Raw genomic sequence first — 16,124 nt, forward strand, 5'->3', positions numbered from 1 at the left:
ATGACACGATCCGTTGGGGCGGGCATGTCCGCCCACCGGGGTGGGGGCGCCTGTCCGGTGGGCGGGCGCGGGTCGCGTCGTGGCTGGTCGCGCCCACCGCGGCGGAGCCGCATGCCGACACGGCCCCGCGCCCCTTCAGGTCGGCACGCGTGCCGTGAGGATCCTGGGACCCGCATCCGTGATCGCCACGGTGTGCTCGACGTGGGCCGCTCGGGAGCCGTCAGCCGTACGCAGGGTCCAGCCGTCGCCCGCCGTGAGGTAGGCGTCCGTGCCGCTCGCGATCACCATGGGCTCGATGGCGATGACCATGCCGGGGCGGAGCGGGAGGCCGCGGCCCGGGCGGCCCTCGTTCGGAACCTCGGGGTCCTCGTGCATACGGCGGCCGACGCCGTGGCCGCCGAAGCCGTGCGGGATGCCGTAGCCGGCCGTACGGCACACCCGGCCGATCGCGTGCGCGATATCGCCGATGCGGTGGCCGGCCCGGGCCGCCTCGACGCCCGCCGCCAGCGCGCGCTCGGCGGCGTCGATCAGCCGGAGGTCCGCCGGGCGCGGGCGGCCCACCACGAAGCTGATCGCCGAGTCGCCGACCCAGCCGTCCAGTTCGGCGCCGCAGTCGATGGAGACCAGATCGCCGTCACGGAGCCGATGGCCGGTCGGGATTCCGTGCACGATCGCGTCGTTGACCGAGGCGCAGATCACCGCCGGGAAGGGGGTCGGGGCGAAGGAGGGGCGGTAGCCGAGGAACGGCGAGGACGCCCCGGCCGCGCGCAGCACCTCCCGCGCCACCTCGTCCAGCTCCAGCAGGGAGACGCCGACGCGCGCGGCCTCCCGTACGGCCGTCAGGGCTTGCCCGACGACCCGGCCCGCCGCGTGCATCGCGTCGATCGATGTGTCCGTCTTCAACTCCACCATGCCAATTACTATACCGGTATTTAAATGGGGGGTGAGGGCCGGTATTAGAATGGGCCGCATGGTGCGCACCCCTCTCACCCCCGCCGAACGCGAACGCGGTGAACGGCTCGGGCGGCTTCTGCGTGAGGCGCGCGGTGGCCGGAGCATGGCCGAGGTCGCCGCCGAGGCCGGCGTCTCGGCCGAGACGCTGCGCAAGATCGAGACGGGGCGGGCGCCGACTCCGGCGTTCTTCACGGTGGCCGCGCTGGCCGCGGTGCTCGGCCTGTCGATGGACGAACTCGTCGCGCGGTGCGCGCTGGTGGCCGCCTGAGACGCCGGTACGGGGGTCACGGCGCGCGCAACGGTCGGGATCCGGCAATGAGCCGTCCGCACGCTGCCGGAAAACTGTGCGTAGCAGGGTCGTAACACAACTGGTGTTGCCTACCGACCGGAGTGCTGGCGGGTGGGCGGGAGCTGGGCGATGGCGGTGGATCAAGTCCCCGGTCGGGTACGGGAGTTCGTGAGCTACCTGGAAAGCCTCATGGCGCGCCTCGACCCGGGCGGGGGCTGGTGCGGGGTCTTCTGGCAGCGCGACCCCGAGGGCATGCGGGCATGCCTGGACGGGCGCGAGGTGCCGCCGTGGGACGTGGTGGAGGCGCTGCTTCAGGACCTCGGCGCGGCGTACGGCCCCGCCGCCGCGGCGACCGAACGGCGACGGGCCGGCGCGCTGCACGTCGCCGCGATCACGGCGTACGACGCACGTCCCGGCGCCCGGGACGCCCTGGTCGACCGCCTCGACGTCATGCTCCGCGAGCAGCGGTACGCCGCCGAACGGCAGGCCGAACTGACCCGCCTGCTGGCGGCGCCGGGCTCTCGCGAAGAGGCCGAGTCCCTCCGCCTCGACCTCACCTGGGCCCACGACGACCACGAGCGCGCCACCGCCCGCTGCGCCGAAATCCAAGCCCGGATGGCGGAGTTGGACCGCCGTGCGAGGGACGGCCGGCTCGGCGCCCCGGAAGCCCCCACCGGCCGGCCGGACTCCGCCGCGCAGGCGTGCCAGGCCAACCCGGCCCACCAAGGCGCAGACCCTGCCCAGGCCGCACAGCCGGGGCACTCCGCGCACGCGCACCAAGCCGGCCCGGTTCATCGAGCGGCGGATGCTGCCCAGGCCGCACAGCCGGGGCGCTCCGCGCACGCCTACCAAGCGGCGCAACCCGCCCCGGCCGCACCAGCCCATCAACCGGTGCAGCCCGCCCGAGAGGTCCCGGCCGCCCAGGTGTCCTACCGCGCATCGGCCCTGGCTGGACCGTCCGCCCCGCCTGCCGCTGCAGCCGCCCTCGATCCCGCCGGGCCATCCGCCCCGGCCGCCCAGGTGCCCTACGGTGCCGCCTCCCTCGCACGCTCTGACGCCCCGCCTCCCGCTCCCGCCAAACCCCGCAAACGCCGTCGTGGCAGTGCCAGGTTCGCCGGGATGGCCGAGGACGAGACCGCTCCCGTGGCCGTCTCGCGGGCGCCCGAGCCCGCCGGTGGGCGTCGCACGCCGCGTGGAGCCCGGTTCGCCGGGGCCGCGTCGTCGGCCGAAGTCGTGCCGGCCCCCGTCGAGGCGGTGGACGACGGGGTGGGCGAGGCGGTCGACGGGGCCGTGGCGCGGCTGGCGCGGCTGCGGGCCGACGGGCGCAGCGGAGAAGCGCACGCGCTGCTGGTGGAGGCCACGTGGTGGCCCCCCGCCCGCTTCCCGCTGCTCGCGAACGCCCTGCACCGGGCCGGGCTCGGTGCCGACTGGGTCACGCTGCTGTGGGAGGCCGCCTCGCTGCCGGCCGAGCGGCTGGTCGCCGCCGCCGACGCGCTCGCCGCGGCGGGGCGGGGCGCTGACGGGCAGCAGATGCTGCGGCAGGGCGTGGCGCGCCCGGCGGAGCAGATCGGCGCCGCCGTGCTGAGCCTGGACGACGAGGGCCGCCGGCGCGAGGCGCGGGCGCTGCTGGACGCCTACGTGTCCGTCCGCACCCCGGAGGAGGCCGCCCGCAGCGTCGCCGCCGACCCGGGCCGCCTCGTACCCCTGCTGCTGGAGGCCGCGCACACCGTCTCCGACGAACGGTACTGGGACCTCGTACACGCCCTGCGGGTCGCCGGGCACGCGACGTGACCACGATTGATGCCACCGATTCCGTGCCCCGTCCTCCGCGACCGCCGGTTCAGGGGCCGGGACACCGCGCGACCGGCCCCCGAGGCGGGCCGTAAGCGCTCTGTGATGCAGGGCTCACCTACCGCGGCCGCCCCTCCGTGATCTCGTCCCGATGTGCCCGGATCCGCCCCCGTGACCGGTCTTCCGCTCACCCGCAGGAGTGTGAAACGTGATCGACTCCGCGGGTTGGCGACGATGGTCTTGGCAAGGGCCGCCCGGAGGCTTACTTTCGTCCCTCTACGACCTGCTCTACGGGCGTAGAGGCTCTTACGTCGTGTCGAAGGAGCAGCTCATGGCCAACGTCGTCCGCGCCGCTCTGGTCCAGGCCACCTGGACCGGCGACACCGAGTCCATGGTGGCGAAACACGAGGAGCACGCCCGCGAGGCGGCCCGCCGGGGCGCGAAGATCATCGGGTTCCAGGAAGTCTTCAACGCCCCCTACTTCTGTCAGGTGCAGGAACCGGAGCACTACCGCTGGGCCGAACCGGTGCCCGACGGTCCGACCGTCCGACGGATGCGGGAGCTCGCGCGCGAGACCGGCATGGTCATCGTCGTCCCGGTCTTCGAGGTCGAACAGTCCGGTTTCTACTACAACACCGCCGCCGTGATCGACGCCGACGGGACCTACCTCGGCAAGTACCGCAAGCATCACATCCCCCAGGTGAAGGGCTTCTGGGAGAAGTACTACTTCAAGCCCGGCAACCTGGGCTGGCCCGTCTTCGACACCGCCGTCGGCAAGGTCGGCGTCTACATCTGCTACGACCGGCACTTCCCGGAGGGCTGGCGGCAACTGGGGTTGAAGGGAGCCCAGCTGGTCTACAACCCCTCCGCCACGCACCGCGGCCTGTCCGCCCATCTCTGGCAGTTGGAGCAGCCCGCCGCGGCCGTCGCCAACGAATACTTCATCGCCGCCATCAACCGGGTGGGGCAGGAGGAGTACGGCGACAACGACTTCTACGGCACGAGCTACTTCGTCGACCCGCGCGGGCAGTTCGTCGGCGAGGTGGCGAGCGACACGAGCGAAGAGCTCCTCGTCCGCGACCTCGACTTCGACCTCGTCGAGGCAGTGCGGCAGCAGTGGGCCTTCTACCGCGACCGCCGCCCCGACGCCTACGAAGGGCTGGTACAGCCGTGAACGACCTCTACTCCCGCCACCGGGGCGTCCTGCCCGACTGGCTCGCCCTCTACTACGACGACCCGCTCGAGATCACCCACGGCGAGGGACGGCACGTCTGGGACTCCGCCGGAAACAGGTACCTCGACTTCTTCGGCGGCATCCTGACCACCATGACCGCCCACGCGCTGCCCGAGGTGACCAAGGCGGTGAGCGAGCAGGCCGGCCGGATCATCCACTCCTCGACCCTCTACCTCAACCGGCCGATGGTCGAACTCGCGGAACGCATCGCCCAGTTGAGCGGTATCCCGGACCCCCGGGTGTTCTTCACCACCTCCGGCACCGAGGCCAACGACACCGCCCTGCTGCTGGCCACCACCCACCGGCGCAGCAACACCGTCCTGGCCATGCGCAACAGTTACCACGGGCGCTCCTTCAGCACGGTCGGCATCACGGGCAACCGCGGCTGGTCCCCGACCTCGCTGTCCCCGCTGCAGACCCTGTACGTCCACGGCGCCGTCCGTACCCGGGGCCCGTACGCGGGACTCGACGACCGCGCGTTCATCGACGCCTGTGTCGCCGACCTGAAGGACATCCTCGGCCACACCCGGCCGCCCGCCGCGCTGATCGCCGAACCCGTCCAGGGTGTCGGCGGGTTCACCTCCCCGCCCGACGGTCTCTACGCAGCCTTCCGCGAGGTCCTCAAGGAGCACGGCGTCCTGTGGATCGCCGACGAGGTGCAGACCGGCTGGGGCCGCACCGGCGAGCACTTCTGGGGCTGGCAGGCACACGCCCGCAGCGGCCCGCCGGACCTCGTCACGTTCGCCAAGGGCATCGGCAACGGCATGTCCATCGGCGGGGTCGTCGCCCGCGGGGAGATCATGAACTGTCTGGACGCCAACAGTATTTCGACCTTCGGCGGCACGCAGATCACCATGGCCGCGGGCCTCGCCAACCTCAACTACCTCATTGAACACGACCTCCAGGGCAACGCCCGCCGGGTCGGCGGGCTGCTCATCGAGCGGCTGCGGGCCGTCGCCGCCCAGCTGCCCGGCGTACGCGAAGTACGCGGGCGCGGGCTGATGATCGGCATCGAGCTGGTGAAACCGGGGACGGACGAGGCCGATCCGCGGGCGGCCGCCGCCGTGCTGGAGGCGGCTCGCGAGGGCGGACTGCTCATCGGCAAGGGCGGCGGCCACAACACCAGTGCCCTGCGCATCGCACCCCCGCTGTCGCTCACCGTCGCGGAGGCCGAGGAGGGCGCGGCCATCCTCGAGCACGCACTGAGGAGTTCGTACTGACACCACCCCAGCCAGCACCACCCGAGCAAGGGACACGGCCATGACCGCCATCTCGACCGCCACGTGGCAGCCGCTCGAACCCGCTTTCTCCGTCCGGCAGGTGCTCACCCTGGAGCGGGTGCTCGCGGGGGAGCCCGAGGTGGTGGCCGGGGCCGGACAGCTGGACCGGCCGGTGCGCTGGGTGCACGTCGCCGAGGCCGCCGACGTCGGCGTGATGCTCAGCGGCGGCGAGATGGTGCTCACCACCGGGGTGCTCCTCGCCGGGGACGAGGCCAAGCAGGCCGAGTACATCCAGTCCCTGCATCGCTCCGAGGCCGCGGCCGTCGTGCTCGGCCTCGGGCGGGCCTTCCCAGCGCCGCCCGAGGTGATGCGGCGGGCCGCCGAGCGGTGCGGGCTGCCCATGGTGGTCCTGCACCGGCCCCTCCCCTTCGCCGAGTTGACGGAGGAAGTGCAATGCCGCCTGGTGCGGCGGAAGTTCGCAGCCGTCAGCCTGTCGGAGACGGTACGGACCGCCCTCACCGGGCTGATCACGGCAGGTGCCCCGCTGCAACGCCTGCTGGACGAGGTCGCCCAGCACAGCGGCTGCCCGGTCGTCGTCACCAACCTCGCCCACCGCGTCCTCGCCACCGCGGGGGAGCGGTCCGCGGTGGACGATGTACTGCGCGACTGGGAGCGCATCGCCCGGCAGGCCGGTGGCGGCGCGGGCGACGGCTGGATCCACGCCGAGCTGGGCGGGCGCGGCGAGCGGTGGGGCCGGCTGCTGCTGTGCGGCTACCGGGGCGACACGGCCACCGGACGGCTCCTCGCCGACCGGGCCGCCGAGGCGCTGGTCCTGCACCGCATGCTCGGCGGCGGCTCCGCGCACACCTGGGAGGAGCAGTCCGCGCAGAGCCTGCTGACCGACCTGGTCTCCGGTGCCGTACCGGCCCGGCACCTGCTGCCGCGGGCGCGGGCGGCCGGGTTGCCGGTCAACCGGCGGACCTTCGTCCCGCTGGTCGTACCCGGCAAGGATCCGGCCCGGCTCGACCGGGTCCTGCGGCTGCTGGGGCTGCCCGGGCTGGTCGCGGAGCTGGCCGGCGGGGTCACCGCCGTCCTGCTCAGCCTCCCCCGCGACCAGCACGCCGAGGCGCTGACCGCGCACTTCGCGGCCCGGCTGCGCACCGAGACCGGGGCGCCGGCCACGGTGGTCGCCGCGGCCGATCCGCGCACCGCCTGGGACGACGTGCCGGCCGGGTTGCGCGAGGCCCGGCATGTCGCCGACGCCGTCGCCGACGCCGTCCTCGACCTGCCGGCCGTCGTCCGCCTCAAGGACGTCCACCTGCGCGGGCTGATCCGGCTGCTGCGCGACGACCCGCAGGTGCAGTCCTTCGCCGAGCGAGAGCTGGACGGGCTGCTGTGCGAGTCCGAACCGGAGTTGCTGAACGTCCTGCGCACGTACCTCGCGACCGGCCGCAACAAGTCCCGCACCGCCCAGCTCCACCATGTCTCCCGGCCCGCCCTCTACCGCCGCCTGGAGGCCATACAGGCCCGCCTCGGTGTCGACCTGGACGACTTCGAACAGGCGGCCTCCGTGCACATCGCGCTCCTCGCGCATGACGCGCAGCAGGGGTGAAACATGCGACGACCTGGGAATACGGCGGTGAAACATGGGCCCACACACACGTGACACGGTGGCACGCCCACGGCCCGCAGACGTGACACGCTGCCACTCAAAGGGATCGTCCGGGCTTTCTAGGCTCACGGCACACCGAGCTACCGGAGGTCCCGATGAGCCGAGTGATCCGTGCCGCCCTCTTCCAGACCGCCTGGACCGGCGACAAGGAATCCATGATCCAGGTCCACGAGCAGGCGGCCCGCGACGCCGCCGCACAGGGCGCCCAAGTCCTCTGCTTCCAGGAGCTGTTCTACGGCCCCTACTTCTGCCAGGTGCAGGACAAGGCCTTCTACGAGTACGCCGAGCGGATTCCCGAGGGCCCGACCGTCCAGCGCTTCCAGTCCCTCGCCCGGGAGCTGGGCATCGTCCTCGTCCTGCCGATGTACGAGGAGGAACAGCCGGGCGTCCTGTACAACACCGCAGCCGTGATCGACGCGGACGGCTCCTACCTCGGCAGGTACCGCAAGACCCACATTCCCCAAGTGGAGGGATTCTCGGAGAAGTTCTACTTCCGCCCGGGCAACAGCGGCTGGCCCGTCTTCGACACGGCCGTGGGCAGGATCGGCGTCTACATCTGCTACGACCGTCACTTCCCCGAAGGCTGGCGGGCGTTGGGCCTCGCCGGTGCCGAGATCGTCTTCAACCCGTCGGCCACCTCGCGTGGCCTGTCCCGCTACCTGTGGCAGCTGGAGCAGCCGGCGGCGGCCGTCGCCAACGAGTACTTCGTCGGCGCGATCAACCGGGTCGGCGTGGAGGACCTGGGCGACAACGACTTCTACGGCACCACCTACTTCGTGGACCCGGAGGCCCAGTTCGTCGGCGAGGTCGCGAGCGACAAGGAGACCGAACTCGTCGTCCGCGACCTGGACCTGGCGAAACTCCGTGCGGTCCGCGACCGCTGGCAGTTCTACCGCGACCGGGCGCCGGGCGCGTACACCCCGCTGACCGCGCCCTGAGCGCACCGTCCACCCTGGAAGGAGAGGGACCATGAGCAGCCGTACCGTCATCCGCGGTGGTCTCGTCGTCACCGCGTCCGACGAGATGCACGCCGACGTGCTGATCGAGGACGGCCGCATCGCCGCCCTCGCCGCCTCCGGCACCCCCGCCGCCGAGGCGTTCGGTGCCGAGCGGGTCATCGACGCCACCGGGAAGTACGTCATCCCGGGCGGCGTCGACGCCCACACCCATATGGAGCTGCCGTTCGGCGGCACCTCCGCCTCCGACACCTTCGAGACCGGCACCCGCGCGGCCGCCTGGGGCGGTACGACGACGATCGTCGACTTCGCGGTGCAGAGCGTCGGCCACACCCTGCGCGAGGGCGTGGACGCCTGGCACGCCAAGGCCGAGGGCAACTGCGCGATCGACTACGCCTTCCACATGATCGTCTCCGACGTGAACCAGGAGACGCTGAAGGAAATGGACCTCCTGGTCGAAGAAGGCATCACGTCGTTCAAGCAGTTCATGGCCTATCCAGGAGTTTTCTACTCCGACGACGGCCAGATCCTGCGCGCCATGCAGCGCTCCGCCGAGAACGGCGGTCTGATCATGATGCACGCCGAGAACGGGATCGCGATCGACGTCCTGGTCGAGCAGGCGCTGGCCCGCGGCGAGACGGACCCCCGCTATCACGGCGAGGTCCGCAGGGCCCTGCTGGAGGCCGAGGCCACCCACCGCGCCATCCGGCTCGCCCAGGTCGCCGGCGCCCCCCTGTACGTCGTGCACGTCTCGGCCATGGAGGCGGTGGCCGAGCTGGCGCGGGCCCGCGACGAGGGGTTGAACGTCTTCGGCGAGACCTGCCCGCAGTACCTGTTCCTGTCCACCGACAACCTCGCCGAGCCCGGCTTCGAGGGCGCCAAGTACGTGTGCAGCACGCCCCTGCGGCCGAAGGAGCACCAGGCCAGGCTGTGGCGGGGCCTGCGCACCAACGACCTGCAGGTGGTCTCCACCGACCACTGCCCCTTCTGCTTCGTCGGCCAGAAGGAGCTGGGCCGCAGCGACTTCTCCAAGATCCCCAACGGCCTGCCGGGCGTGGAGAACCGTATGGACCTGCTCCACCAGGCCGTCGTCGACGGACACATCTCCCGCCGCCGCTGGATCGAGATCGCCTGCGCCACCCCGGCCCGGATGTTCGGCCTGTACCCGAAGAAGGGCACCATCGCGCCGGGCGCCGACGCGGACGTCGTCATCTACGACCCGCACGCCGAGCAGGTGATGTCCGCCGAGACGCACCACATGAACGTCGACTACTCGGCCTACGAGGGCAAGCGCGTCACCGGCCGGGTCGAGACCGTCCTCTCGCGCGGCGAACCCGTCATCGACCGGCGGGAGTACACCGGGCGCGCCGGCCACGGCGTCTACACCCCGCGCTCCACCTGCCAGTACCTCACCTAGGAGTGGTGCCCATGGACTTCGGACTCGTCCTGCAGACCGACCCGCCCGCCTCCCGGGTCATCAGCCTGATGAAGCGGGCCGAGCGCAACGGCTTCCGCTACGGCTGGACCTTCGACTCCGCCGTGCTGTGGCAGGAGCCGTTCGTGATCTACAGCCAGATCCTGGCGAACACACGGAAACTGACGGTCGGCACGATGGTCACCAACCCGGGCACCCGCACCTGGGAGGTCACCGCCTCCACCTTCGCCACCCTCAACGACATGTTCGGCAACCGCACCGTCTGCGGCATCGGCCGCGGCGACTCCGCGATGCGCGTCGCGGGCCGCAAACCCAACACCCTCGCCCGGATCAGCGAGGCCATGAAGGTCATCCGCGCCCTCGGCCGCGGCGAGGAGGCCGACCTCGGCGGCACGAAGATCCGGTTCCCCTGGATCAAGGAGGGTGCCGAACTCCCCGTCTGGATGGCCGCGTACGGCCCCAAGGCCCTGAAGATGGCCGGCGAGGAGGCCGACGGGTTCATCCTCCAGCTGTCCGACCTGTACCTGACCGAGTACATGGTGAAGGCCGTCAAGGACGCGGCGGTCGCCGCGGGCCGCGACCCGTCCGAGGTGACCGTCTGCGTGGCCGCCCCCGCGTACGTCACCGAGGACGACTCGCCCCAGGCCCTCGCCCACGCCCGCGAGCAGTGCCGCTGGTTCGGCGGCATGGTGGGCAATCACGTCGCCGACCTCGTCACCAAGTACGGCGAGCACTCCGCCCAGGTCCCCGAGGAACTCACCGACTACATCAGGGCGCGGCAGGGCTACGACTACGCCCACCACGGACGCAGCGGCAACCCGGACACCGAATTCGTGCCCGACGAGATCGTGGACCGGTTCTGCGTCATCGGACCCGCCGAGAAGCACATCGAGAAACTGAACGCGCTCCGCGCGCTGGGCGTCGACCAGTTCGCGGTGTACGACATGCACGACGCACAGGAGGCCACGATCGACGCCTACGGCCGCCGGATCATCCCCGCGGTCAACTCCTGACGCCGTTCTCCGAGTCCGAGTCCCCCACGCCCCTCTTGGTCTCCCCTCCCCGCCGTCCCAGGGGGAGGGGGCTGGTGGCCGCGCACGGCCTTTCCCGACCCGCCTCTCCCCGATTGGCCAGCTCATGACCGACACCGCTCCCACGGCCATACCACCGTCCGGCCAAGTCACCCTCCCCGACGGGCGCGTGGAACTCGCCCCCGGCACGCCACCGCCCAGCGGCCCCTACGCCAACGAGGACCTGGTCCCGGTCCCCGTGGCGGGGCGCACGTGGACGACGTACAACTTCTCGGCCCTGTGGGTCGGCATGGCCCACAACACCGCTTCCTGGACCCTGGCCTCCGGGCTGATCGCGGTGGGCATGGACTGGAAGCAGGCCGTGTTCACCATCGCCCTCGCCAACCTGATCGTGCTGGTGCCGATGTTGCTGACCGGGCACGCCGGACCCAAGTACGGCATCCCCTTCCCGGTGTTCGCCCGCGCCTCCTTCGGTGTGCGCGGCGCCAACCTGCCCGCCGTCGTCCGGGCGTTGGTCGCCTGCGGCTGGTTCGGCATCCAGACCTGGATCGGCGGCGAGGCCATCTACTTCCTCGCCGGCAAGCTGATCGGCGACAGCTGGTCCGACGCCTCGCACATCGGCGGCTACGCCTGGACCAGGTGGCTGTCCTTCGCGGTCTTCTGGGTCATCCAGGTCGCGATCATCTACCGGGGCATGGAGACCATCCGCCGCTTCGAGAACTGGGCGGCGCCCTTCGTGATCGTCGGCGCGCTGGTGATGCTGTGGTGGATGAGCAGCAAGGCCGGCGGCGTGGGCCCGCTCTTCGACCAGCCGTCCGCACTCGGCTGGGGCGGTGACTTCTGGAAGCTGTTCTGGCCCTCCCTCATGGGCATGATCGGCTTCTGGTCCACGCTGTCGCTGAACATCCCCGACTTCACCCGCTACGGCAGGAGCCAGAAGGCGCAGACCTGGGGGCAGGCCCTGGGCCTGCCCACCACGATGACCCTCTTCGCGTTCCTCTCCGTGCTCGTCACGTCCGGTTCGCAGGCGGTGTACGGCAAGCCGGTCTGGGACCCGGTGCAACTCGCCGCCAAGACGGACAACGTGGTGGGGCTGCTCTACGCCCTGGTCACCGTGCTGGTGGCCACCCTGTCCGTGAACATCGCGGCCAACCTGGTCTCCCCGGCCTTCGACTTCTCCAACGTCGCCCCCAGAAGGGTGAGTTTCCGCACCGGCGCCCTGATCACCGCCGTGCTCGCCGTGCTGATTTCCCCCTGGAAGCTGTACTCCGACCCGCAGGGCTACATCTTCACGTGGCTCGGCCTGGTCGGCGGCCTGCTCGGCACGGTCGCGGGCATCCTCGTCGCCGACTACTGGCTCCTGCGCCGCACCCGCCTCGACCTCGCCGACCTGTACCGCACGGGCGGCCGCTACTGGTACGCGGGCGGCTGGAACTGGCGGGCGGTCGTCGCCTTCCTGGCGGGCGGTGTCCTCGCGATCGGCGGCGCCAGCTTCAAGCCGCTCATCGACGGCCGCCCCATCCGCGCCCTGTCCTCGCTGGCCGACTACGGCTGGGCGGTGGGCCTCGGCACCTCCCTGGTGCTGTACCTGGCCCTCACCCTGCTCACCGGCCACAAAAGTGTCACGGTGTGAGCGACTTGGGGCGGTCAGCCGGACTGCCCGCCCCCCAGCGCGCCGACCGCGGCCTTCGCCGCCCTGATGGCTCCCTTGTTGATCTCGTCCGTGTCCGGGGCCTTCTTCGTCTCGAAGTCGCTGCCGTTGTAGGTGACGATCACCAGGGCGTTGGAGACCCGGACCAGCACCACGCCCTCGCGGGTCTGCTGCTTGTCCTCCGTGGTGAGGTTCACGACGGAGTAGGCGGAGTCCCCGAGCCCCGGAACGGCCCCGCCACCGCTCTTCTCGCCGACCCGCTGCTGGTACTCCTGCTTCGCCTCCTGGTCCGACTCACCGATCTCGAAGGACACGTCGAGCCAGCGGTAGTCGTAGCCCTTGAGCGCGTTCCAGGAACAGGTGCGGCGCAGCTTGGTGTCCGTCGACGGGATCTCGTTGCCCGCCGTCTTCGCCCCGGGCACCAGCGACCTGACGGTGGCCACGGGCACGCTGGAGCAGGGGGCGGGAGCGGTGGCGTACGTCTTCGACACCGCGGTGGACGACGGCGCGGAGGAGGACTCGGCGGGTACCTCCTGCGCCGCCGGCCGGTGCGCGGCGGCGGGTGGCGCGGCCGGGCCGGACGTCAGCGCCCAGCCGGCGCAGGCGAGGACCGCGACCGGCGACAGGCGCGCGGTGAGGGCGAGCGGCAGAGGAAGGGAACGCACGGCGCACTTCTCGTGGGGGAGGGGGGTGCGGAAAGGGGTCCGCAGGGTGGACGGGGACGACAGTGTCACACGACTGCCTGTGGGGCGGAAGTGGAAACTCGCTGCGTGCCCGGCCGATCACGACAGCCGGTTCGCGACGTACGGTTCCGTCCCTTATGGGGTGTGCCCACGGCCCTCACGGCCCCCACGGCACCTCGGATCGTGGGGCGCGGCCGGGGTGTTCCCGGGCGGCGATCACATCCGTACGATCACCCGGGAGACGTACCCGAGCCGAGGAGCGCGATCTTGTTCACCACCCGGCCGACCCTCCAGGGGACCTTAGGCATGGTCTCCTCCACCCACTGGCTCGCCTCGCAGTCGGCGATGGCGGTCCTGGAGCACGGCGGCAACGCCTTCGACGCCGCGGTCGCCGGGGCGTTCGTGCTCCACGTGGTGGAGCCGCACCTGAACGGGCCCGCCGGCGAGGTGCCGATCCTGCTGGCCCCCGCGGGCGGCGAGGTACGCGTACTGTGCGGACAGGGCGTGGCCCCGGCGGGCGCCACGGCCGCGCACTACCGGGGGCTCGGGCTGGATCTCGTGCCCGGCACCGGACCGCTCGCGGCCGCCGTGCCCGGTGCCTTCGACGCCTGGCTGCTGCTCCTGCGCGACCACGGCACGAAGTCCCTCGACGACGTCCTGAAGTACGCCATCGGATACGCCGAGCACGGGCACGCGCCCGTGGAGAACGTCGGCGCCACCGTGGAGACGGTACGGGAGCTGTTCGAGACGGAGTGGACGTCGTCGGCGGAGGTCTACCTGCCGGGCGGCAGGGCGCCCCGGCCCGGCGAGCTGCTGCGCAACCCCGCCCTCGCCGCCACCTGGAAGCGGCTGCTCGCCGACACCGCCCGGGCCGGCGACCGGGAGGCCCGGATCGACGCCGCGCGCGAGATATGGCGCTCCGGCTTCATCGCCGAGGCCCTGGTACGGCAGTCCCGGCGGCCCACCCTGGACACCAGCGGCGAACAAAACACCGGCACGCTCACCGAGGCCGACCTCGCCGGCTGGTCGGCGGCCTACGAGACCCCGGTGACGTACGACTGGAACGGCTGGACCATGTGCAAGGCCGGCCCCTGGAGCCAGGGTCCCGCCCTGCTCCAGCAACTCGCCCTGCTCCCGCCCGAGCTGCCCGCCTACGGCTCCGCCGACTACGTCCACCTGCTGATCGAGGGGTGCAAGCTCGCCATGGCCGACCGCGAGGCCTGGTACGGCGACGCCGCCGAGGTGCCGCTCGCCGAGCTGCTGTCGGACGACTACAACGCCGGGCGGCGCGCCCTCGTCGGCTCGAAGGCCTCGTACGAGCTGCGCCCCGGCAGCCCCGGCGGACGCATCCCGTACCTGCCCGCCCAGGCGCACGCGTGCGTGGAGCCCGGCGACGTGCCCGTCTTCAACCCCATGGGTGCGGGCGAGCCGACCGTCGCCGCTATCCCCGGCGAGCCGCACGTGGCCGTCGACGGCATCACCCGGGGCGACACCTGCCACCTGGACGTAGTCGACCGCTGGGGCAACATGATCGCGGCCACGCCCAGCGGCGGCTGGCTCCAGTCCAACCCCGTCGTGCCCGAGCTGGGCTTCCCGCTCGGCACGCGCCTGCAGATGACGTGGCTGGAGGAGGGCCTGCCCAACACCCTCACTCCGGGCCGCCGCCCGCGCACCACCCTCACCCCGTCCCTCGCGCTGCGCGACGGAGCGCCGGTCCTGGCGTTCGGTACGCCCGGCGGCGACCAGCAGGACCAGTGGCAGCTGCACTTCTTCCTCGCCGCCGCCCTGCGCGCCCCCGTTCGCGGCGGCCTCGACCTCCAGGGCGCCATCGACGCCCCGAACTGGCACAACGACAGTTTCCCCAGCTCCTTCTACCCGCGCGGCCGCCGCCCGGGCAGCGTGACCGTGGAGTCCCGCATGGAGGCCGCGGTGATCGAGGAGCTGCGGCGGCGCGACCATGACGTCACCGTGGGACCCGCCTGGTCCGAGGGCCGCCTGTGCGCCGTCGCGCGTGACCCGGAGACCGGCGTCCTGTCGGCGGCGGCGAACCCGCGCGGGATGCAGGGGTACGCGGTGGGCCGGTGACGCACCCCGGCCGGCGACGGCTCCGTCCGATCCCTGTCCTTGGCCCCGATTCCACCCGGCGTGCACCGGCCGGGCGGGGATTGTCAGCGGGGCGTGCTCTCATGGAGGCATGATCGAAGAGACGGAAACCATCGAGGAGTTTCTCACCCGCTGCTCGGCCGACGTGGAGGAAGCGATCCGCAAGGCGGCCGCCGCCGAGATCCTGCCCCGCTTCCGCCGGCTCGCCGAGCACGAGGTGGACCAGAAGAGCGGACCGCACGACCTGGTGACGGACGCCGACCGCCTCGCCGAGCTGCGGCTCACCGAGGACCTCGGTGCCCTGCTGCCCGGCTCCGTGGTGGTCGGCGAGGAGGCGGTGCACGCCAACCCGGCGACGTACGAAGCGCTCCGGGGCGACGCACCGGTCTGGATCGTCGACCCGGTCGACGGCACCCGCCAGTTCGTGCACGGCGACGACGGATTCTGCACCCTGGTCGCGCTCGCCCACCGAGGCGTCGTGATCGCCTCCTGGACGTACGCCGCGGCACGCGACCAACTCGCCACCGCCGTCCGGGGCCAGGGTGCCTTCCTCGACGGCGAGCGGCTGTTCGCGGGGCCGCCGGAGCCCGGCCGGGACCTCGTCGTCGCCACCTCGCACCCCGACTTCACCACCGACGAGCAGAAGCGCGCGCTGCGCGCCCTGGGGACCGACGGCGTCGCACCCCGCCCGTGCGGTTCCGCGGGCCTGGAGTATCTCGCCGTCGCCCGGGGCGAGTTGGACGCCGTGGCGTTCGACTGGGAGGCCGCCTGGGACCACGCCGCCGGGCTGCTCCTGGTCGAGGAGGCGGGCGGCGCGCACCTCACCCTTGCCGGCGAGCCGTTCCGCGTGGCCGGCGGCAACGCCCTGCCGTTCACCGCCGCCCGCGACGCCACGACCGCCCGCCGCCTGTCCGACCTGCTCCGCACGGCGGTCTGACGGCTGGTGCGCGGGTCTCGCACGGTGGCCTGACGCCTCGGGCGGGCATCCCGCGGCGGCCCGACCGCTCGGGCGGCATCCTGGACGAGGGTGTGATCGCTCGGGCCCGCGATCCCGGGGCGCCTGACGCCCGGGCACGGGAACCGTCGATCGCGCGACCGCGCCGCC

The 16,124-nt window shown here is 72.2% G+C and carries 13 protein-coding genes; 11 read left to right on the forward strand and 2 right to left on the reverse strand.

What is annotated here, in order from left to right:
• Positions 1-135 precede the first annotated feature (135 nt).
• Positions 136-912, reverse strand: a complete 777-nt coding sequence (gene map / locus ABZ079_RS21180; protein WP_356940971.1) for a type I methionyl aminopeptidase — start codon at positions 910-912, stop codon at positions 136-138.
• A 58-nt stretch (positions 913-970) separates the two neighbouring features.
• Here map and ABZ079_RS21185 point away from each other — a divergent pair, with 58 nt between their 5' ends.
• The 9 genes from ABZ079_RS21185 (at position 971) to ABZ079_RS21225 (ending at position 12,215) form a co-directional block, all read left to right on the forward strand.
• Positions 971-1,222 (forward strand): helix-turn-helix transcriptional regulator, encoded by a 252-nt coding sequence (locus tag ABZ079_RS21185; RefSeq protein WP_356940972.1) that lies wholly within the window; start codon positions 971-973, stop codon positions 1,220-1,222.
• A 150-nt stretch (positions 1,223-1,372) separates the two neighbouring features.
• Complete coding sequence (locus tag ABZ079_RS21190) at positions 1,373-3,034, forward strand: hypothetical protein (protein WP_356940973.1); 1,662 nt, start codon at positions 1,373-1,375, stop codon at positions 3,032-3,034.
• A 331-nt stretch (positions 3,035-3,365) separates the two neighbouring features.
• Positions 3,366-4,208, forward strand: coding sequence for a nitrilase-related carbon-nitrogen hydrolase (locus ABZ079_RS21195; protein WP_356940974.1), 843 nt, complete (start codon positions 3,366-3,368; stop codon positions 4,206-4,208).
• On the forward strand, positions 4,205-5,488 hold the full coding sequence (locus ABZ079_RS21200) for an aspartate aminotransferase family protein (protein WP_356940975.1): 1,284 nt from the start codon (positions 4,205-4,207) through the stop codon (positions 5,486-5,488). The genes ABZ079_RS21195 and ABZ079_RS21200 overlap by 4 nt, the downstream gene beginning before the upstream one ends.
• Before the next feature lie 40 nt (positions 5,489-5,528).
• Positions 5,529-7,100, forward strand: a complete 1,572-nt coding sequence (locus ABZ079_RS21205; protein ID WP_356940976.1) for a PucR family transcriptional regulator ligand-binding domain-containing protein — start codon at positions 5,529-5,531, stop codon at positions 7,098-7,100.
• A gap of 155 nt (positions 7,101-7,255) precedes the next feature.
• Positions 7,256-8,098, forward strand: coding sequence for a nitrilase-related carbon-nitrogen hydrolase (locus ABZ079_RS21210; protein WP_356940977.1), 843 nt, complete (start codon positions 7,256-7,258; stop codon positions 8,096-8,098).
• Between the two features lie 31 nt (positions 8,099-8,129).
• Positions 8,130-9,533, forward strand: a complete 1,404-nt coding sequence (gene hydA / locus ABZ079_RS21215) for a dihydropyrimidinase (RefSeq protein WP_356940978.1) — start codon at positions 8,130-8,132, stop codon at positions 9,531-9,533.
• Between the two features lie 11 nt (positions 9,534-9,544).
• Positions 9,545-10,564, forward strand: a complete 1,020-nt coding sequence (locus ABZ079_RS21220; RefSeq protein WP_356940979.1) for a TIGR03842 family LLM class F420-dependent oxidoreductase — start codon at positions 9,545-9,547, stop codon at positions 10,562-10,564.
• A gap of 124 nt (positions 10,565-10,688) precedes the next feature.
• Positions 10,689-12,215 carry an NCS1 family nucleobase:cation symporter-1 gene (locus ABZ079_RS21225; protein WP_356940980.1) on the forward strand — a complete coding sequence of 509 codons (1,527 nt, stop codon included), beginning with the start codon at positions 10,689-10,691 and terminating at the stop codon, positions 12,213-12,215.
• Between the two features lie 14 nt (positions 12,216-12,229).
• Here ABZ079_RS21225 and ABZ079_RS21230 read toward each other — a convergent pair whose 3' ends face one another.
• Complete coding sequence (locus ABZ079_RS21230; protein ID WP_356940981.1) at positions 12,230-12,898, reverse strand: hypothetical protein; 669 nt, start codon at positions 12,896-12,898, stop codon at positions 12,230-12,232.
• 285 nt (positions 12,899-13,183) lie between these two features.
• Between ABZ079_RS21230 and ABZ079_RS21235 the strand changes: the two genes are divergently transcribed.
• Complete coding sequence (locus tag ABZ079_RS21235) at positions 13,184-15,001, forward strand: gamma-glutamyltransferase (RefSeq protein ID WP_356940982.1); 1,818 nt, start codon at positions 13,184-13,186, stop codon at positions 14,999-15,001.
• 109 nt (positions 15,002-15,110) lie between these two features.
• Complete coding sequence (locus ABZ079_RS21240; protein ID WP_356940983.1) at positions 15,111-15,956, forward strand: inositol monophosphatase family protein; 846 nt, start codon at positions 15,111-15,113, stop codon at positions 15,954-15,956.
• Positions 15,957-16,124 lie beyond the last annotated feature (168 nt).

Origin of the sequence: Streptomyces sp. NPDC006314 (assembly GCF_040613075.1) — a bacterium.
GTDB lineage: Bacteria > Actinomycetota > Actinomycetes > Streptomycetales > Streptomycetaceae > Streptomyces.